General features: G+C 49.1%; 16 protein-coding genes and 1 tRNA gene. 5 read left to right on the top strand and 12 right to left on the bottom strand.

From position 1 onward, the window contains the following. Positions 1-52 precede the first annotated feature (52 nt). The 4 genes from M1Q06_RS10955 to M1Q06_RS10970 all read right to left on the bottom strand — a co-directional run bounded on the left by M1Q06_RS10955 (position 53) and on the right by M1Q06_RS10970 (position 7577). Positions 53-3139 (bottom strand): efflux RND transporter permease subunit, encoded by a 3087-nt coding sequence (locus tag M1Q06_RS10955; protein WP_434399586.1) that lies wholly within the window; start codon positions 3137-3139, stop codon positions 53-55. A gap of 193 nt (positions 3140-3332) precedes the next feature. Next, positions 3333-4901 (bottom strand): peptide chain release factor 3, encoded by a 1569-nt coding sequence (locus M1Q06_RS10960; RefSeq protein ID WP_121297835.1) that lies wholly within the window; start codon positions 4899-4901, stop codon positions 3333-3335. A gap of 145 nt (positions 4902-5046) precedes the next feature. Beyond that, on the bottom strand, positions 5047-6510 hold the full coding sequence (locus M1Q06_RS10965) for a UDP-N-acetylmuramoyl-L-alanyl-D-glutamate--2,6-diaminopimelate ligase (RefSeq protein WP_434399587.1): 1464 nt from the start codon (positions 6508-6510) through the stop codon (positions 5047-5049). Between the two features lie 17 nt (positions 6511-6527). Then, positions 6528-7577, bottom strand: coding sequence for a M42 family metallopeptidase (locus M1Q06_RS10970; RefSeq protein ID WP_434399588.1), 1050 nt, complete (start codon positions 7575-7577; stop codon positions 6528-6530). Between the two features lie 103 nt (positions 7578-7680). Between M1Q06_RS10970 and M1Q06_RS10975 the strand changes: the two genes are divergently transcribed. Further along, on the top strand, positions 7681-9252 hold the full coding sequence (locus M1Q06_RS10975) for an ATP-binding protein (RefSeq protein ID WP_434399589.1): 1572 nt from the start codon (positions 7681-7683) through the stop codon (positions 9250-9252). A gap of 57 nt (positions 9253-9309) precedes the next feature. On the opposite strand, the gene M1Q06_RS10980 is transcribed toward M1Q06_RS10975, so the two are convergent. The 6 genes from M1Q06_RS10980 to M1Q06_RS11005 form a co-directional block, all read right to left on the bottom strand. Then, on the bottom strand, positions 9310-9777 hold the full coding sequence (locus M1Q06_RS10980; protein ID WP_434399590.1) for a PepSY domain-containing protein: 468 nt from the start codon (positions 9775-9777) through the stop codon (positions 9310-9312). Positions 9778-9972: 195 nt separating this feature from the next. Then, the gene (locus M1Q06_RS10985) at positions 9973-10689 is read right to left on the bottom strand and encodes a PepSY domain-containing protein (RefSeq protein WP_434399591.1); all 717 of its coding nucleotides are present in this window, start codon (positions 10687-10689) and stop codon (positions 9973-9975) included. A 2-nt stretch (positions 10690-10691) separates the two neighbouring features. After that, positions 10692-12062, bottom strand: coding sequence for a sensor histidine kinase (locus M1Q06_RS10990; protein WP_434399592.1), 1371 nt, complete (start codon positions 12060-12062; stop codon positions 10692-10694). Beyond that, the gene (locus tag M1Q06_RS10995; RefSeq protein ID WP_434399593.1) at positions 12046-12741 is read right to left on the bottom strand and encodes a response regulator transcription factor; all 696 of its coding nucleotides are present in this window, start codon (positions 12739-12741) and stop codon (positions 12046-12048) included. Before M1Q06_RS10995 ends, M1Q06_RS10990 begins: the two co-directional genes overlap by 17 nt. Before the next feature lie 70 nt (positions 12742-12811). Further along, entirely contained in the window at positions 12812-14200 is a 1389-nt protein-coding gene (locus M1Q06_RS11000; protein WP_434399594.1) for an aldehyde dehydrogenase, read from the bottom strand. Between the two features lie 20 nt (positions 14201-14220). Next, positions 14221-15141, bottom strand: a complete 921-nt coding sequence (locus M1Q06_RS11005; protein ID WP_434399595.1) for a Gfo/Idh/MocA family protein — start codon at positions 15139-15141, stop codon at positions 14221-14223. A gap of 98 nt (positions 15142-15239) precedes the next feature. Here M1Q06_RS11005 and M1Q06_RS11010 point away from each other — a divergent pair, with 98 nt between their 5' ends. The 4 genes from M1Q06_RS11010 to M1Q06_RS11025 all read left to right on the top strand — a co-directional run bounded on the left by M1Q06_RS11010 (position 15240) and on the right by M1Q06_RS11025 (position 16931). Next, positions 15240-15377, top strand: coding sequence for a hypothetical protein (locus tag M1Q06_RS11010; protein WP_167456511.1), 138 nt, complete (start codon positions 15240-15242; stop codon positions 15375-15377). A 141-nt stretch (positions 15378-15518) separates the two neighbouring features. Further along, positions 15519-16238 (top strand): thermonuclease family protein, encoded by a 720-nt coding sequence (locus M1Q06_RS11015; protein ID WP_434399596.1) that lies wholly within the window; start codon positions 15519-15521, stop codon positions 16236-16238. Between the two features lie 16 nt (positions 16239-16254). Then, positions 16255-16761 (top strand): hypothetical protein, encoded by a 507-nt coding sequence (locus M1Q06_RS11020; RefSeq protein ID WP_434399597.1) that lies wholly within the window; start codon positions 16255-16257, stop codon positions 16759-16761. A gap of 97 nt (positions 16762-16858) precedes the next feature. Then, positions 16859-16931 (top strand) — tRNA-Val (locus tag M1Q06_RS11025). Between the two features lie 115 nt (positions 16932-17046). On the opposite strand, the gene M1Q06_RS11030 is transcribed toward M1Q06_RS11025, so the two are convergent. Together M1Q06_RS11030 and M1Q06_RS11035 are read right to left on the bottom strand one after the other, a co-directional pair. Further along, positions 17047-19080, bottom strand: coding sequence for a TRAP transporter permease (locus M1Q06_RS11030; protein ID WP_434399598.1), 2034 nt, complete (start codon positions 19078-19080; stop codon positions 17047-17049). Then, complete coding sequence (locus M1Q06_RS11035; protein WP_112231189.1) at positions 19073-19594, bottom strand: DUF1850 domain-containing protein; 522 nt, start codon at positions 19592-19594, stop codon at positions 19073-19075. Before M1Q06_RS11035 ends, M1Q06_RS11030 begins: the two co-directional genes overlap by 8 nt. Positions 19595-19639 lie beyond the last annotated feature (45 nt).

The raw sequence follows: 19639 nt of genomic DNA on the forward strand, positions 1-19639 counted from the left end.
CCATAAAACTTATCCAAAAAAATCCTGTGCAGATAATTCTGCACAGGATTGGTTATTCTCCGGTTTTTGCTTGTTTTCTCTTCTTGCTGTTCATGAAACGTGTTTCCCGGTCAAATAAACTATAGACGACTGGCACGACATATAAAGATAAGAAAGTCGAACTGATCAGTCCGCCGATGACAGCAATTCCCATCGGCTGGTTGATTTCCGTTCCTTCACCGATGCCAATGGCTAACGGCAAGAGGCCTAGAATCGTCGTCAAGGCCGTCATCAGGATCGGCCTTCTGCGGTCATGGACTGCCGTTACAATCGCATCAAAGGAACCTAATCCATCCGCTTTGCGCTGATTGATGTAATCGACAAGGACGATGCCGTTATTGACGACAATCCCGACGAGCACCAGCACGCCGATAACAGCGGTAATGCTGATCGGTGTTTGTGTCACAAATAGCGCGATGGAAACACCAATGACCATCAATGGCACCGTGAACATGATGACCAATGGATATTTGAACGATTCAAACTGTGCTGCCATGACGATGTAGACGAGCACAATCGCCAATACGACCGCGAGCAGCATATCATCGATCGCATCGTCGAACAGCTCTCGATCTCCTCCGAACGAGACTTCCGTCTGTTCCGACAAATCAAGATCCGCTATAGCTGTGTCGACAGCAGTCGACATATCGCCCAAAGTCTGGTCGGATGGATACTGCAGTGTAAAGGATACACTTTCCGCTTGGTCAACCCGGCTGATCGAAACAGGACCTTGTGCAACTTCGATGTCCGCCAGTTCCTGCAATTCGACGAATGCACCGGATGGCGTTCGAAGCGTCAATTCACGCAAGCTGTCTACACTGTTGCGCTGTTCTTCGTCATAGGAGACGAACACGCTGAGCACTTCATCCTGTTCATCGATGACTTGTGTGGCGAGCACTCCGCGGGTAATATTATTGACCGTCTGGGCAATTTGTGCCGGCGCCAGGTTGTTTTCAGTCGCCGCTTCCCGGTCGATTGTCATCTGGATTTCATCGATGGTCTCCTGACGGTCATTCGTCAATTCAACAACATTCGGCAGACTCGACAACTCTTCATCGATTGCTGCCACGGCTTCATCTAAGCGCTGCTTGTCTGTATCGGTCACGGTAAAACTTAATGTATTCGGCGTAGAGCCGGCAGCTGTCTGGAGATTGAAGCTGACGAGCGCATCGTCGCCGATTTTCTCCAGCACCTGCGGCTGTACATCATCGACAAATTCAAAAACCGAACGATCGCGTTCATCTAACGGCAATAATTTCACGTAAATTTCTGCCGTATTGGATTCTGCACTGCCCTGCGCCTGTCCTTGCTGGGTCGTACCGATTAAGCTGACATACACATCAACGTCTTCTTGAGCCTTGAGCTCTTCTTCAATGCTCTGGACCACTTCATTGGTCGCAGACGTTGAAGAACCGTTTTCAAGTTCGACAGTTACGCTGACAAAGCCTTCATCCGTTGCCGGCAGGAACTCAGTGCCCACTTGGGAAACGCCAAATGCGCCGATTCCAAGGAACACAAGCGCTGTCAAGAGCACCAGGATGCGGTGACGCAAGGCCCACAAGACGCTTTTCTCAAAGCGCTGGACGCCTTTTGAATCTGGCTTCACCGGCTTTGGTACGCCGTCTTTTTGGCCGAGCATCCTTGAGGCCATCATCGGGATGACGGTCAAGGCGACAGCGAGCGAGGCGATCAAGCTGAACGAAATCGTCAACGCGAATTCAAAGAAAATCTCCCCAATCAAGCCGGAGATGAAAATGACCGGCACGAATACGGCAATGGTCGTCAATGTCGAAGCGGTGATTGCACCGGCTACTTCACGCGAACCGTCTGATGCCGCTTGTTTCGGCTTTTTGCCCATCGCCAGATGCCGTTCGATGTTTTCGATGACGACAATGGCATTATCGACGAGCATTCCGATGCCGAGCGCCAAAGCACCGAGCGTCAAGATGTTCAAAGCGAAATCGGCAAAGAACATCAAGACAAAGGTCACGATGACCGAATAAGGGATCGCGACACCGATGATGATCGGGCTCTTGATCCCGCGAAGGAAGAAGAACAACACGAGCATTGCAAAGATGCCACCGAGTATTAAGGTCTGACCGATATTATTGATGGCGAGTTTAACGTAATCTCCTTGGTCGAACAGGATATCGGCTTCGACAGCCGAAAAACGCTCTTCAGCAAGCAATGCATCGAGGCGTTCCTGGAATGCCGTAGAGACGTCTGCTGTATTGCCTCCAGACTCCTGAAGCACTGACAGCAAAACAGCAGGTTCTTCATTGGCACGGGTTTCGCTATTGGTCTCCCGTTCTGTCACCGCTACTTCAGCCACGTCGGCCACGGTAACATTGTCGCCAGACATCGGGTCGACCGTCACGATCAGGTCTTCAATGTCTTCCACACTTTCCAACGTGCTGACGATGCGCGTCGTTAAATTGCGCCCATCTTCCGTTTCAATTGGGTCGCCCGGCAAGGAAATATTGTTCGCTTGAATCAATTGGACGATATCTGCCTGCTGTAAGCCACGCTCTTCCAATTCTGCCGGATCCAGCTTGATGGAAATATCTTCAATCAACGAACCCGAAACATTTACGCTCGCTACACCATCTGTCTGGCGCAGCTGTGTTTCCAATTCTTCGGCAATGACCCGGACATCCTGCTCTGCATCAGTGGCGCGCAAAGATAATTGGATAATCGGGAATTGCGAAGGGTCGAACTTCAAAAACCGGGGGTCGTTCGAGTCGTCAGGAATCGGCGTCTGGTCGATTCGCTGCGTAACTTCCGCCTGGACATCATCAATATCCGTATCCCATCCGAACTCTAGCAAAATGAAATTGGATCCTTCCTGGCTGTTCGACTGAATTGATTCGATTCCTGGCAATGTCGCCAAGCTCTCTTCCAGCGGTTTTGTTACTTTTTCGTTCACTTCCGTCGGGCTTGCCCCTGGATAGTTTGTGACTACAACGCCGATCGGCGGATTCAATTCCGGAATCAAGGTGACAGGTATGCGGAGAAATGACACTGCCCCTAAAATGATGACCAACAACATCGTGACGATGGTCAATACTGGTCGTTTGATGGAAAAATCGCTTAATTTCATGTGTTCAATCCCTCTCTATGCCTGGTCCCTTTATCATAAGAAAAAAAGCCTTATACCGCAAACTTGAGGCCGTGTGTTCACAAGAACGCCATGTTTTTCCTGTTCGATGGAAACCACGGCGAATCTCGGAAATTTGTTCGCTAAATGAAGAAAACAGCCTGCCGGAAAAGGCAGGCTGTTGAAAATTCCACTTTTAAAGCAGGCTGTACAAGCGGATTTCCGGATTTTTGTCCTGGAACCAACGGGTTGCAAAATCATTTTCGAACAAGAACACCAAGTTGTCGTAACGGTCTTTAACCAACATCGAGCGGCCGCTCGACATCGACTCTTTGACGTCTTCTTCGTTCTCGATCCAGCGCGCAATTTTATTGCCGACTGGCTCCATTCTTACATCGACATTGTATTCGTTTTTCATGCGATGCTCGAACACTTCAAACTGAAGCTGCCCGACCGCACCGAGAATGACTTCTTCCAGGTGTAGCGTTTTATAATACTGGATTGCGCCTTCTTGCACGAGCTGCAGGATCCCTTTATGGAAATGCTTTTGCTTCATGACGTTTTTCGCCGTGACTTTCATGAACAATTCCGGGGTGAATTGCGGCAAGGCTTCGAATTCGAACTTTTTGCCGCTCGTTATGGTATCGCCGATCTGGTAATTCCCGACGTCGTGCAGGCCGATAATATCGCCGGCGACGGCTTCGGATACCATTTCCCGGTCATCCGCCAAAAATTGTGTCGTTTGGGATAGCTTGAACGATTTACCGGTTCTGGATAGGGTGACGTTCATGCCGCGGTCGAATTTTCCCGAGACGATACGTACAAAAGCGATGCGGTCTCGGTGAGCCGGGTTCATATTGGCTTGGATCTTGAAGACGAATCCTGAAAATGGCGTTTCCACTGGGTCCACGATGTCTTCTTGTTTCGTCAAGCGAGGCTGCGGCTGAGGCGCAAATTGCAGATACGTCTCCAAGAAAGTTTCCACACCGAAATTGGCAAGTGCAGAGCCGAAGAAGACAGGTGTCAGTTCACCTTTTTTTACGCGGTCGATGGAAAATTCATTTCCAGCTTCCTCCAATAACTCGATGTCTTCGAGAGCTTGTGTATAATAGGAAGTTTTCGTCATTTCATGCTCGCCAGCGAGATGGCCGTTTTCATCAAGTTCCATGAAACGGTCTCCATCCGTGCGGAATGGTTCTATGCGTTTGTTGTAGCGATCGTAAATTCCCATGAATTCCTTGCCCATGCCGATTGGCCAGTTCATTGCGTAGGATTGGATGCCTAGCACTTCTTCCAACTCTTCCATCAACTCAAGCGGCTCTTTTCCTTGGCGGTCCATTTTGTTGATAAATGTAAAAATTGGAATGCCACGCATCTTACAGACTTTGAACAATTTCACGGTCTGTGCTTCGATCCCTTTGGCGACATCGATGATCATGACGGCACTGTCGACCGCCATCAACGTACGGTACGTATCTTCACTGAAATCTTGGTGACCAGGCGTGTCGAGGATATTGACGCGGTGTCCTGAATAATCGAATTGCATGACGGACGAAGTGACGGAAATGCCGCGCTGCTTCTCAATTTCCATCCAGTCGGATGTGGCGAACTTGCCAGTCTTTTTCCCTTTGACCGTCCCGGCATCGCGGATCGCGCCGCCGAACAGCAAGAGTTTCTCGGTTAAGGTCGTTTTCCCGGCATCCGGGTGAGAGATAATTGCGAAGGTTCTTCTACTTTCAATTGCTTGTTGTAATTGGTCTGACATTGTATACGCTCCTTTAATTTCCTCTCTCTATCTTAGAGAAGGGACGTTCAAAAAACAAGAACTATCGCCTGGAGTTGCGGAAAGCGACATCGGCAAAAACGCAAAAATGAACGGAGAAAAATGCTTCGATTTTTCTCCGCTCCATTTATGATCCGAATTTACGCTGGGCTTCTTGTTCTGCTATTTGTTTATCGCTGTGAGGATATTTCGTATTTTCGATAATCTGGTAATCTTCATGCCCTTTACCGGCCAGAATGATAATATCGCCCGCTTCTGCCTGCTGCACTGCGTGGCGCACCGCTTGTTCACGGTCGCCGATGCACGCGTAGTGGTCGTGCTGCATGCCGGCTGCCAAGTCATTTAGAATGCTGTCATATGGTTCATAGCGCGGATCGTCTGTCGTCAACACGACGTAATCTGCAACCGAAGCTTTTTCTGCCATGATCGGCCGCTTCGTCTTGTCGCGGTTGCCACCTGTGCCGACCAAAAAGATAAGGCGGCCGGTCTTGAAATCCTCCACAGCGGCAATCGCTTTTTCTATGGCGTCCGGTGTATGTGCATAATCGATGAAGACCGACACCGGGGCATCGATTTCCGCTTTTTGCATGCGGCCTTCGACAGGCGAAATGGCTTCGAGTGCGGCGATGACCTGATCAATCGGATAGCCTTCTGCAGACAACGCGGCAATGGCCGCAAGTGCGTTATAGACATTGAAATGGCCAAGCAATTTCATCTCAACTGGAAATTCACCCTCGGGGCAAAGCAATGTAAAAGACGTCCCTCTTGCTTCCAAGCGGATATCGGCTGCACGGAACATCGCTTCATTTTCCAAGCCGTAGGTATAGACGGGAAAAGGCGTCATGGCTGCAAATTTCTCGGACCATTCATCGTCTGCATTCAGCACCGCCCGTTTGTTCTGCGTCAAATCCTGGCCAAGCTGTGAGAACAGCAGCCCCTTGGCGTGGCCATATTCTTCCATCGTTCCATGGAAATCCAGATGGTCATGCGTCAAATTCGTGAAAATCGCCGTATCGAATTCGACACCGGCCAAGCGTCCCAATACAAGGCCATGAGAAGAAACTTCCATCGTCATATGGGAACTGCCCGCCTCTAAAGCACGGCTGATCATTTGCTGGGTGGTCAGTGCATCGCTCGTCGTATTCGCCGACGGGTGCAATTCCCCGTTTAAATTAAAGCCGATTGTACCGGTTAAAGCCGATGTCTTCCCAAGTTCCATGAGCATCGCGTGCAACATGCCGGCGACGCTGGTCTTTCCATTCGTCCCTGTCACGCCGATCATATTCAACTTTTTGGAAGGATGCCCGTAAAAACGTGCCGCCAACATGCCGAGCGCACGGCTCGTATCGGTTACCGTGATGACCGCTGCCCCTTCTATAGCCAGCGGTTTTTCCGCCAATATGACCGATGCACCCTGCATCACTGCTTGTTCAGCAAAGTCATGGCCGTCAACGGTATAACCTTTAATGCAGACAAAAAGAGAGCCTTGGACAATTTCCCGGGAATCCATTGTCATATGAGAAATGGATTGCGGCAATTCTCCTTTTATGGATGAAATTGGAATATTTAAAAATAGTTGCTTGCTGTCCATCTGAAATCCTCCTAGTATTATGACCCGAGCGGTGAGTTGATATACGCATGAAGAAGCGCTGCTGTCGCTTTCAATGAATCGGTATGCGTTCGTTCATACGCATGGGACGCTTCGATTCCAGGACCGAACAAAGCGTGTTTCACATCGGCGCCTGCCCCGATTGCCGCCGAAGCATCGGACCCATAATACGGATAAATATCCACTTTATAATCGATCTCCTGCTTTTTCGCTAATGCGATCAATTGGCGTGTCAGCCCGTAATGATAAGGCCCGCTTGAATCTTTTGCGCAAATGGAAACCGTGAATTCATCCGAAGCCTGGCCATCTCCAATCGCTCCCATATCGACAGCAATGTATTCTTCTGTTTCCGTAGGAATATTGGAATTTCCGCCATAGCCAATTTCTTCATTATTTGAGATGTAGAAATGGGTTGTCTGGGGTAAAAGATCACCGGTTGCTGCTTGCTTTGCCAACTCCAGCAACAATGCCGTGCTCGCTTTATCATCCAGATGGCGCGATTTGATAAATCCGCTTTCCGTTTTCGTGAAGCGCGGGTCGAATGAAACAAAATCGCCCACTTCGATGCCCTGTTTGCGAACATCTTCTACAGAATCGCATTTGATATCCAAGCGCACTTCCATATTATCTGCCGAACGCTCCGCTGTACCGGAATCACGATACACATGGACAGTTGTCTGATGGAGCAGGATCGTGCCGGTGATCGTTTCGCCGCCGGCTGTATGGATCAGGCAATTCTCGCCTTCGATGGCATTGAATTTGAATCCGCCGACAAGTGATAACTTCAAGCGCCCCGAAGGTTTGATTTCTTTCACCATCGCACCGAGCGTATCGACATGTGCTGTGAGCAAGCGGTGGCGCTTGTCGTCCTGCCCTTTGACCGTGGCGATGACGCCGCCTTTATTGCTGATTATGTATGGAATCGTTGCCTGGTCGAAAAAATCCGTGACGAAATCCATCACTTGCATCGTGTAGCCGGAAGGGCTTGGAATGTTCACCAGTTTCTCCAACGTGCTGATTGTTTCTTGTTCTTTCCAGTTAAAAGCCAATTTAATCACTCCCTGATTTTTTAATCATATCAAAAACTGCCATTTTCGCACAGTCCCGACTATAGTAAGATGAATAAGACTCTTAGCATGATGAGGTGCAATTATGGAACGCTCACTGACAACCCGCAAGCGCAATCAATTATTTATCCATCTGTTCGGCTTCGGCAGCCTGTCCCATTTGGTTCTGAATTATTTCGTCGACTTCAACGCTTCCATTATAGCGCCGATCTTCGGCATGCTCGCCTACTCGGTGCTATTCACTCTACTATATACGAAATTGCCCCCTTCTCGGTTGCGTTTTGCCATATTGTTTGCGTTAAATGTCTATATTTTAATTCTTCAATTCGAATCGCTGTCGTTTGTCACGGCCATTTACTTCATCATCCCAATCGTAGCGGCCTCGCTTTATAACGATACCCGGTCCATTATTGCCCTGTCGCTCTTGACCATTATCGAAGTGATTCTTTTAACATTTGTCTTCGGCCGCTTTCAAACGAGCGGTTCCTTGGAGTATATCCATGTTTCGATGGTGATGTTTTTCGGCCTGGTCATGCTGCTGACAATTTTACATAGCTTTTATTTCAGCAATTATTGGCGTCAACTGGAACTTCGCAATGCGTCGATGGAAAAAGCGCTCACTTCAAAAGAAGGTTATCTCGATCTGTTCTTCCAAGCAGCTAAAGACGCAATCGCCGTATTTGATTTCGAAGGGCGCATCATTGCGATCAATCCCGCTTTTGTTCAATTATACGGCTGGACAGCAGAGGAATGTCTCGGAAAAGTACTTGCGCTTTATCCTCCTGAACACGCAGAAGCAGCGGAGTTGCGCGCCGAACAAGTCCGGCAAGGCGAAAGTTTCACACTCGAAACGGAAGATGTCAAAAAAGATGGCACGCGTTTCCCTGCACAAATCACGCTCTCCCCGATTTTTGATTCACAAGGGGAGGTCATCGCGACCTCGGTCATTTCCCGCGACATCAGTTACCGGAAGGAAACCGAACGGATGCTTTTGCAAACGGAAAAACTCAAGATGGCGGGTGAAATTGCCGCCGGAGTGGCACATGAAATCCGCAACCCGATGACGGTCATTTCGGGCTTTGTCCAAATGATGCATAATGACCCGAACCACCGCTATCCAAGTTATACTTCATTGATGCAATCGGAACTCGACCGTATCAATTTGATCATCAGCGAATTTCTGATCCTTGCAAAACCGCAAGCGCCTCAAAAGAAGCAACTTGATATAGGAAAAATTCTCGACGAATGCATCTTCCTGTTCGGCCCGGAATTCGTGCTCCATGATATTTCGGTTAAAGCGGAAGTCTCTGGCCCGTTTATCGCGGAGGGCGAAGAGCATCACTTAAAGCAAGTGTTCATTAACTTATTGAAGAACGCAATCGAAGCAATGGAAGACGGCGGCACCTTGAGAATCATCGCCATTCGCGATGTGGACAAGCTGAAGGTCCATTTTAAAGACGATGGCCCCGGCATTCCTCCTCAACTGGCGGAACGTGTATTCGAACCATTCTACACGACAAAAGCGACAGGAACCGGCCTTGGCTTACTGATTTCCCAGAAAATCACGCAAGAACATGGCGGCAACTTGGCGATCGACAGCACGGAAGATCAAGGTGCATGCGTCATCGTCACTTTGCCGCTATTGCCGGAACAATGAAAACATTAAAACCTCTCGCCTTAAAAATCAGGCGAGAGGTTTTTTTCAGGTCTTATATCAATCATCATCTTCATCGTAGCGGCTATCATCGTCATCATCTTGGTCGTCATCTTGGTCGTCATCGGACTCTACCGACACCACGGTCCCATCCGCTGCATCCACAATGACATCGTAATCGGTTTTTCCATCTTCAAGCTCCACTTCGTAATACACCCAGCCGTCATCATTCTCACGCTCTACCTCTTCCACTTTTCCTGGAGCTGCGTTTTGTGCTGCTTCGATCGCTTGCTGTTTCCCGATGAACTCTTGGCCATTTGTTCCGGCTTGCTCTTTGGCACTAGCTTCTGCCGTCACAGCGCCATCTGCCGATTGCCCATTAGAGCGGTCTTCTGAATCCTCGAATAGCTTTTCACTTTGGACATTTTGCGCCTCCCACTCCGCTCCGGTGTCATCTGTATCTGCAAGAACAATCCCACCGAATGCCAAAATTCCTGCCGCTGCTGAAACATAGATCAATTTTTTCATCTTAATCTCCTCCTGTTCTTTTGTTACTTTGAATATAACCAGCAAAGCTTAAACTGTGCTTAAACTAAGATGAGAAATTCATGAGAACAGGCAGATTCAGCGCAATCTATTCAAAAGAAAACCGTTTTCAACTCGAATCATAGCCGATTTCCTATCAGCCCCGATTCCGTGAAAACGGCATTCGTTCAACTCTTCTTAATCATCCCATTCCACGGTCATCGTCTCTCCACGAATCGCATGGATTTGAATCGTCGCTTCCCGGTCGGATGCGTCATCATCCATTTCAACCAAATAATAGCCGCCATCTGTGGTCTGGACAAATTCGACTTCGTCAACTGTTCCATTCAAAGTCTCTTTTGCGATAGCGATTGCCCCATCCTGGCTGATGATGCGTTCCGGTTCTTGTTGAGCGGGCGCTGAATCCGGTTCAGGCTCAGCCGGAGTTTCCAGCGCTTCTGTCTGGACATCCAGCACTTCCCCGGTTTCTGCGGAAATGGCCAAGATTTTCCGTTCCGTCTCGCTATGGATTTCCACTTCATAACGATTATCCGATTCTATATATTGGATTTCTTTTATTTCACCTGGCTCTGCTGCTGTGGCCGCTTCGCTTGCTTGATCTTCAGAAAGTGCTTTTGCAGGGCCGGTTTTCTCCAGCAATTCAAGTGATTCGACTTGTCCATCGGCGCGGTTGATGGCCGCTAAATACGTTCCATCGTCCCGTTTGAATTCGATCTGGTAAAACCCTTCTGTTTCAGTAGCATTTTCAATCGAACCGCCGTAAAGCTGTTCAATCGATTGCGCCGCTTCATCCATTGTCACGGAATCAGCAGCCGTTCTCGGAAACAGGAAAAAGGCCAGTGCAGCGACGGAAAATACGATGACGATTATAACGATAGCCCACCATTTTCGCATGATCATCCCTCCTGTCCTGATTGTAACTCTCCAACATTAAAATTCTGTGAGAAAACGATTGTTACCGTTGTCCCCAATTGTTCAATGCTGTCGATCTCGAGACGAAGATGAAGAGAATCAGCCAATTCTTTGGCGAGCGAAAGGCCAAGCCCAAATCCGCCAGTCTCGCGGCTTCTCGCCTTGTCAACGCGGTAAAAGCGTTCAAACACATGAGGCAACGATTCTTTCGGGATGCCGACGCCGTAATCACGGATTTTGATATATACCGCACCGTCCGTCCCCGCCTCCAGATCAATGCTGTCTTCACTATATTTGCGGGCATTGTCGAGCAAGATGTAGAGCAATTGCTTGAGCTGCTGGATGTCGGTTTCGACAATCAGCGACTGTTCGGACTGCAGGCGAAATTCCCTGTCATAGGAAGCGTTCATTGCTGTCATGACTTGCCTGAGCACCGGTTCCAGATCCGTTTTTTGCCAATCCATTTGGGCTTGGCTGCGCCTCGCAATATGCAATAATTGTTCAATCAGCTGGCGCATGCGTTCCGCTTCGGCACGTATCGCAGTCAAGGCTTCATCCTGCAGTGCCGGGTCCTGTGCACCCCTGCGCTGCAATAGATCAGCATAGCTAGAAATGACCGTCAGCGGCGTTTTCAATTCATGGGAGGCATTTGAAACGAACTCTTCCTGCTTGCGGTAGTTTTCTTCCAATAAACCGATCATTTCATTGAAGGTGACACCCATTTGGCTTAGTTCATCCCGCGATTCTCCTGCGACAGGCAGCTTCTCAAAAGAGCCGTCGCGCTGGATGCGCCGCATCGTCCCGGTAAGCCCTTCGATCGGGCGGGTCAACACGCGCCCTAGCAATGCACTCGATAGAAAAATCGGGATCATCGAGAGCAGCGTGACGGAGATGAGCACTAAGCGCAAAGTCGCGAGGTTTGCGGTCACTTCCCTGAGCGACTGGGCAACGATCAATTCCACCACTTCACCGCCAGGCCAGATCACAGGAGCAGTGACGTAGGCAAATTGTTCTCCTTCAACAGCCATATGTCCGGATGTGTCTGCGACATCATTTGGAAATTCTACACTGACGGATGGATCTTGGATAATTGTATTCAGCAAGCCGCTGCTTCGGTTTTTCTCCTTGATCAAGCCGTCTACCGGCACATAGGCTCGCAAGATATTATCCGGCAATTCTTCATTATTATTGGCATTAAACTTCGCGACCATGACTTCCACTTCCGACTCCAGCCGTTCGACTTCCGTTTCATAAGCCAGGCTGCTGAAGGAATAGTAAATGACAACTGCCAGGATCAGCAGCACGAAGAACATCAACAAAGTCGAGGACAAGTGGATTTTATGCTTGAGCTTCATGAGGCTGCTCCTTCAAGACATACCCGACGCCTCGTACGGTCTGCAAGTAGGTGGCATCTTCCCCGAAGTCGATCTTTTTGCGCAAATAACGGATATAGACATCGATGACATTCGTGTCGCCATAATAATCATAGCCCCACACTGCATTCAACAATTGTTCACGGCCCAGCACTTGCTTCGGATGGCGCATTAGATACAATAGCAGATCGAATTCACGAGGGGTCAATTCAATCTGCCGCCCCGCTCTTACGACTTCCCGTGTGCTTTCGTTAAGCGTGAGCTCTTCAAAACGGTGCAAATTTTCATCCACTGGATTTTTCACCCTTAAGTTGGCGCGGATTCTGGCAAGCAGCTCCTCGATTTCAAATGGTTTCGTCACATAGTCATTGGCACCAAGGTCAAGCCCAGCCACTTTGTCTTTGACATCATTTTTGGCGGTCAGCAAAATGACCGGCAACTTGGCATCAAATGCACGGATCCGTTTCAGGACATCAAGCCCATGGATTTCCGGCAGCATCAAATCGAGCAGCACCAGATCCCATTCCTGTTCCCTGAAATGAATCAAGGCTTCGGAACCGGTCAAAGCGACCGCGGTCTCATAACCTTCGAATTTCAGTTCCAGCTCCAGGACGCGGGCGATACTTTTTTCATCTTCCACAATCAATATACGCTCCGTCATCTGCGCACCCCCCCTTTTTTTCTTAATCATAGCAGGTTCAAAAAGAAAAAAGCGACCTAAAGGCCGCTTTCTACTTCAATACTGTCCGGATCCATTTCGCCCGGTTTTTATAAGGGGGATACGTCAAATTGGTCGACAATTTTGTGGACTTCTTGACGATCGATTTGGCGTGCGTAAAGGTTTCGAAACTTGCTTTGCCATGATACGAATTCATGCCGGATGACCCGACGCCTCCGAATGGCAAATAATGGCTACCGACATGCGAGACGGTATCGTTGATGCATCCTCCACCGAATGGCAATTGGTCCAGGAAGAACCGGACGGCCCGGTCATTCTCGGAAAACAGATAGGCAGCAAGCGGCTTCGGCAAACGCCGGATGTCCCGCAGCAATTGCGGCAAATCGTTATAGGTGATGACTGGCAAGACCGGCCCGAACAATTCATCTTCCATCGATGGGCTGTCCCATTGTATGCCATCGAGCAAGGTCGGTTCGATGTACCGATCGGCACGGTCAGTGTCACCGCCGTAAACGATATGGTCCCGTTCTTTTTCGATGATGTCAGTCAGCCTATCATGATGTTTTTCGTTGACAATGCGTCCGTAGTCGGGGCTGTCCTGTGCATTGTCTCCATAAAACTTGCGGATCGTCTGGATAAAGATCTTCATAAAGTCTTCTTTCACCGACTCATGGACACAAAGATAATCCGGCGCCACGCAAGTTTGTCCGGTATTCATGAATTTGCCCCAGGCGATGCGTTTTGCCGCAAGCTCCAGGTTCGCCGTCTGGTCGACGATTGCTGGGCTTTTGCCGCCGAGCTCCAAAGTAATCGGGGTAAGCCGTTCGGATGCCGCTTTCATGACCACTTTCCCGACCGGCACGCTGCCGGTGAAGAAAATATAATCAAAGGAAGCATGGATCAGAGCCGTCACTTCCTCGCGCTCCCCTTCGACCACTCTCACGTGATGCGGCTGGAAGCTCTCCTCCAACACTGTGCGGATGACGCGTGCGACGTTCGGTGTCGCTTCAGATGGTTTGACGATGGCGCAATTGCCTGATGCCAAGGCACCGATGAGCGGTTCCATGACTAATTGGAACGGGTAATTGAACGGACCGATAACCAGCACCGAGCCATAGGGTTCACGGATGATAAAGCTTTTTGCCGGTTGCAAATGGATCGGCGTTTTAACTTGCTCAGGCTTCATCCAATCTTCAAGATGCTTTGTCATATGGCCGATGCTATCGAGCACAAAGCCCACTTCCGTGGCATATCCTTCAAACTCACTTTTTCCAAGGTCCAATTGTAACGCTTCGATAATATCGCCTTCATGGGCTTGAATCGCAGACTTTAGGCGCTGCAGCTGCGCAATGCGGAAATCCGCCGACTTGGTCACGCCTGTAAAATAATAGCCGCGCTGATCGGCTATCATATCTTCTACATCATTGGCTGTAAAATTCACTGTTAAAAACCTCCTGTGGGTCATTGCAATAATTGGTCAATATAACGCTGGACAACCAGTCCTTCGTCAAAGCCGACGAGGAACGTTGATTGCTCTTTCATTTCATCGAATAGGGAATGCACTGTTTTTTCGGTTTGCACTTCTACACGTGTTTTCCCCCGCTCTTCGAGGTACAAACGCGACCAATTTTCAAGCGTCAGCACCCCGTCTTCGCCGTACACTTTAAATTGCAGCAACTCATTCTGCCCTGCCCCGCTCATGCCGGACAACAGAAAAGGTGAACCTTGCTGCGTCTTGCCGTAGGCGATGACCCCGGTTTCGCATTTTTCGGTGTCTTCCGGAAAATCCACTTGGTGGGCGGCAATCTCCAATGTGCCGAACAAGCGATGCATTAATTGCAAGTAATGAGGAAAGACTTCCCGCACAAATCCTCCCTGGTCCCTCGTGGCAATCCATGGATTTTGCTGCCACGCACGCGGCCATTCAGGAAATACGGTATGCAACTCAATGCGGCGGACTTTTCCGATGTCTCCGCTTTTGATGCGCATCGCCATATCGCGGACGATCGGCGAATACATCAATGGAAAATGCATAGCGGTGTGGATTCGGTTATTCGTCGCGGACTCCGCCATGGCCTGCGCTGCCTGTGCGTCATGGGCAAGCGGCTTTTCGCATAATACATGCAGGCCCCTTCTTGCTGCAGTTTCTGCAAGCTCTGCATGGCTGTTTGGGGGCGTGCCGATGTACACCCAATCAATATCAGCCTGAAACAGTTTGTCCAAGGAATTGGTGACGGCTACATCGTATTGTTCTTTAATATAGTTTAGACGATTCCTGTCCGTGTCATAAACCGCTTCGACCTGCGCGGCATCGTCTTGTAAAATTTGCTTAATGATGCGCTCCCCGACAATGCCGGCACCAATAATTCCAATCGCTATCAAAACCATCGCCCCTTTTTGAGTTTCATTGTTTATAAGTGTAACCTTCCGGGGTATAGAATAGTCAAACAATTACATTCGGAAAACTAGGAGGAATCATCATGAATGAACAGAAAAACTGGTGGGAGCCGATCTTTACGGGAACATTGGAAATGGGCGTCGACAAAGAAAGACTCGAAACAATCAACGAGGACAGCCTTTTATACTTTGAGGATGCAGCAAACACTTTAGAGCAATAAAGATGTTCAACTATTTCGCAAGTACATAGCAGCGCTTGATCCGGCCTCATGCGGAGCAAGCGCTTTTTCATGGAATCCGGAAGTTTTATTGTCGGCTGCAGTTGTTTTCGTTATAATTCGAGATAGAAAGCAGGGGTTGCCATGAAATCATTCATCTTATTATTGATCAGCCTGCTGTTGTTGTCTGGATGCAATCTACTTGGAGCTACCGATACCGGAAGCTCCACTGACAGGACGGCTGTGGAAGTCACTGAGGTCATCGACGGGGACACGGTGAAAATCATCTATGACGGCAAAGAGACCACGGTCCGTTATTTGTTGGTCGACACGCCGGAAACGAATCACCCGAGGTTCGGCGAGCAGCCACTCGGCCCAGAAGCGACCGAGCGCAACCGCGAACTGATCGAACAGGCACAGCAAATCGAAATCGAATTCGATGTCGGCGACCGTTTCGACGACTATGACCGCCTGCTCGCGTATTTTTACGCTGATGGGGAAAGCGTACAAGAACAGTTACTTGAAGAAGGCTTCGCTCGCGTCGCCTATGTCTTCCCGCCGAACACTCGCTATGTCGATGAATTCCGTACTGCCGAATCTGAAGCGAAAGATGCCGAAATCGGTATATGGGAATATGAAAATTATTCAACGGACCGCGGATTCAATGAGGATGCTTACCAGCAAACTGAAACTGACGCCCCGGATATCGATGGAGACTGCCGCATCAAAGGCAATATTAACCGGAGTAGCGATAAAATCTATCACTTGCCGGGCTCCCCTTCATATGAAGAAACCAATCCCGAACAATGGTTCTGTACAGAGCAGCAAGCAAAAGATGCTGGTTTCCGCAGTTCCGGCCAGTAACCAGAGGAGGAATACGATGCAATTGCTTGCCCTGCGCCTTGATTACCGCAGCTCTAAAATGATTGAAAGTCTTCAAAAACAGCTCCGCCAGCCGAATTCCAAACTGGCGTTGCAACTGCCGCATGTCCCGCTGCTGGCTTATGAAAATACTGACCCACTTCATTTGAAGGCAGCACTGGAACCGATTGCAAAAAAAATCGAGGCCCCTTCTTTTCATGCCAGCGAGATCGGATTTTCTAAAGAAGGTGCCCGATTTTATCTGCAGGTCCTTCCGAATGAAACACTAAATGAACTTTACAGCTCGCTGAAATTGGCAACACATGAATTTCCGAATGGCGCTGATGCACAGTGGCAGCCGCACATTCCACTCATCGACAATGTTCCCGCTCCGTTTTGGGGCCCGGTGTTTGCCAGGTTAGCGCTGGAGTTCAATCCGCTGGAAGGGACAGGTGCTGCATTGGAATGCTGGTCTGTGATCGGCAACCGCACGACAATCGAATGGAGCTTGTTCTTGGAAAGCTAAACAATAATGCCGGTTTTAAAAAGCTGAAAGTTTTTTTACAAAAACTATTGTCTTTTTTCAAACTGGCATATATAATAATAAATGTCCTTGAGATTGCGATTCCTTAGCTCAGCTGGGAGAGCGCTACCTTGACAGGGTAGAGGTCGCTGGTTCGAGCCCAGTAGGAATCATCATATGCATGCTACGCGCTGCACAAACCACCAGCCGGTTTTCCGGCTGGTGGTTTTTTAATATTATTGTTGCAAACAAAAAAAGATGGAAGCCCGCGGGCTTCCATCTTTTTTTCTATGCAGTTTGAGCTTTACTTGTCTTTTTGTCTCTCGACATCCATTGAATTACGAACAAGACGACAAAGACAGCTGCCCCGATGAGATCTGTGAAACCTTCCGGATAGATCAAGGCGATCCCTGTGACAAACGTGATAATCCGCTCAAGCCAATTGAGCTTGCGGTACCAATAGCCGATCAAACCGGCCCCGATAGCGATCATACCAGTGATCGCGGTGATCAACACCCAGATCAATTGCGTCCAGGTCGTATCGATCATCAACAGTTCTGGAGACAAGACGAACATATACGGAATGATGAATGCCGCAATAGCAAGTTTCGCCGCATTAAACCCGGTCCGTATTGGCTCCCCGCCGGAAATCCCGGAAGCTGCGAACGCAGCAAGCGCGACCGGCGGTGTGATATCTGCAATGATTCCGAAATAAAAGACGAACAAATGCGCAGACAATGCAACGACGATCGGAACAGCTGCGCCAGCCGGCTCGTCGACCATCAGCAAAGTAATGATGGCAGGAGCGGCAATGGTGGACGTGATGACATAGTTAGCCGTTGTCGGCGATCCCATACCAAGCACGATTGCTGCAAGCATGGTGAAGAACAATGTCAAGAGGACGTTCCCGCCGGATGCGGAAACGAGCCCGTTTGCCAAGGACAAGCCCAGGCCGGTTTTTACGACCACCCCGACGATGATCCCTGCTGTTGCTGTCGCTGCTGCGACAGCAAGTGCAGTTCTCGCACCATCCACAAGTGCATGGATGATGTCTTTAAAGCCAAGACGTGTTTCTTTATTGAAGGCACTGACGAAGATCGTCAACAAAATACCGTATAAAGCCGCTTGCATCGTCGGAATTCCGATTAACAAGAACACGATGATTGCAAGAATCGGCGTCAATAGGTAGATTTTTTTCAATACTTCTTTGCGATCGGGCATTTCTTCCGGCGACAGGCCTTTCAAGCCGATGCGTTTCGCTTCAAAATGCGTCATGATCCAAACGCCCGTAAAGTAAAGAAGCGCCGGGATGGCTGCCGCTTTGGCGATTTCCCAATAGGTGACACCGCCAATGAATTCGACCATCAGGAACGCTGCGGCCCCCATAATCGGTGGCATTAACTGACCGCCTGTCGAAGCCGCTGCCTCAACGCCGCCAGCAAATTCTTTCTTATATCCGAGCTTTTTCATCATCGGAATCGTGTAAGACCCAGATGTTACGACGTTCGCGACCGAACTCCCCGAAATAGTCCCTTGCAGGGCAGAGGAGAAAATCGCTACTTTTGCCGGTCCGCCGGTCAAATTTCCGGCCAGCGATACAGCGAGATCATTGAAATACTGGCCCACTCCTGTTTTAACCAGGAAGGAACCGAATAATAGGAACGTAAAGATGAACGTTGCGGAAACGCCGATCGGGGTACCGAGAATCCCGTCCGTCGTATAGAACATCAATTGGATCAAGGATTCCAGGTCCTGCCCCCGGTGCCTCATGAATCCCGGGAAATAAGGGCCGAAGAAACCGTAGGTCAAAAATAGCGCACCGATAACCGTAATCGGCATACCGACAGCCCGGCGCGTTGCTTCAAGCGTCAGGATGACGGCTAAAATCCCGACTATCAGATCCAGTTCGGTAACGCGCCCGATGCGGAACACCAAGTCGTCATACATGATCGGCCAATAAGCACCGATCCCAATAGACGATAGGGCAAGTATGTAATCATACCAGGCCACCTTATGGCGCGCCCCTTTCCGGCGGCGCATCGGGAATAGGATGAAAATCAGCGACAGAGCGAATCCTAAGTGGACAGAACGCTGGATATACGCTGTGTATTGGCCGAAAATGGCTGTGTATAGCTGAAACAAGGAAAATGCCAAAAGCCCGAAAAACACGACATGTTTGATGATGCCTGACAAATCACGGGTATTCGACTCTGGATCGTACTTCTGGAGAATCTCTTTTTGCTTCTCCTCCGAGATATAGCTTTCGTCTTCAGGCGGAAGCTTTCTCTCTTCTCTTTCTTCTGGCGATAGTTTATCACTCATAGATGTTCACTCCTTCTAATTGCTGATAAATGGAAAGGCGTTGGGCACGGAATGTGTAGATCTTGCCTCTTTCCAAACTCTTCTTCAAATCGAGTTCTTTTCCTGCGAATAGGAAAACGAGTTCCGCGTCCACGTCCCCGACTAGCAATCGGAATTCGGGCAGCTTCCGCTTCATATCCTCAATAAAGTATTTCCCGTCTTTTTCGACAAAGCGCTCCCCTTCTCCTGCATTCGACGGCATGCCGATATTGAAATCTTCGTACTCAAGTTCCGTCATCACCAAATTCCCCTCATCATCAAGGCGGTAACTTTCAATCACATCCGATAGATGGATCGAATGGGTATAGCGGATCTTGAAGCGGTCTTCTATAACGGGAACATGCGCTGTGATCTCGTTTGTTTCCGATTCGATGAAGACGAAGTGTTTCTTGTATGGGATGAAGAAAAGTGCGGAGCAGATAAGGATGAGGATGGTAAATATAAGAAGGATTTTGAGAATTCTTTTATTCCGCAAGATAATCCCCCTAGCGACAAAAAATAAATAACGACGATAAAGCTT

The organism is Planococcus sp. 11815, from assembly GCF_051096385.1.
Taxonomy (GTDB): Bacteria; Bacillota; Bacilli; order Bacillales_A; family Planococcaceae; genus Planococcus; species Planococcus citreus.

What these genes read in the sequence shown, in the direction of transcription:
- M1Q06_RS10955 (WP_434399586.1), bottom strand. Translation starts at nt 3,139, where the DNA reads ATGAAATTAAGCGATTTTTCCATCAAACGACCAGTATTGACCATCGTC.
- M1Q06_RS10960 (WP_121297835.1), bottom strand. Translation starts at nt 4,901, where the DNA reads ATGTCAGACCAATTACAACAAGCAATTGAAAGTAGAAGAACCTTCGCA.
- M1Q06_RS10965 (WP_434399587.1), bottom strand. Translation starts at nt 6,510, where the DNA reads ATGGACAGCAAGCAACTATTTTTAAATATTCCAATTTCATCCATAAAA.
- M1Q06_RS10975 (WP_434399589.1), top strand. Translation starts at nt 7,681, where the DNA reads ATGGAACGCTCACTGACAACCCGCAAGCGCAATCAATTATTTATCCAT.
- M1Q06_RS10980 (WP_434399590.1), bottom strand. Translation starts at nt 9,777, where the DNA reads ATGAAAAAATTGATCTATGTTTCAGCAGCGGCAGGAATTTTGGCATTC.
- M1Q06_RS10985 (WP_434399591.1), bottom strand. Translation starts at nt 10,689, where the DNA reads ATGCGAAAATGGTGGGCTATCGTTATAATCGTCATCGTATTTTCCGTC.
- M1Q06_RS10990 (WP_434399592.1), bottom strand. Translation starts at nt 12,062, where the DNA reads ATGAAGCTCAAGCATAAAATCCACTTGTCCTCGACTTTGTTGATGTTC.
- M1Q06_RS10995 (WP_434399593.1), bottom strand. Translation starts at nt 12,741, where the DNA reads ATGACGGAGCGTATATTGATTGTGGAAGATGAAAAAAGTATCGCCCGC.
- M1Q06_RS11010 (WP_167456511.1), top strand. Translation starts at nt 15,240, where the DNA reads ATGAATGAACAGAAAAACTGGTGGGAGCCGATCTTTACGGGAACATTG.
- M1Q06_RS11015 (WP_434399596.1), top strand. Translation starts at nt 15,519, where the DNA reads ATGAAATCATTCATCTTATTATTGATCAGCCTGCTGTTGTTGTCTGGA.
- M1Q06_RS11020 (WP_434399597.1), top strand. Translation starts at nt 16,255, where the DNA reads ATGCAATTGCTTGCCCTGCGCCTTGATTACCGCAGCTCTAAAATGATT.
- M1Q06_RS11030 (WP_434399598.1), bottom strand. Translation starts at nt 19,080, where the DNA reads ATGAGTGATAAACTATCGCCAGAAGAAAGAGAAGAGAGAAAGCTTCCG.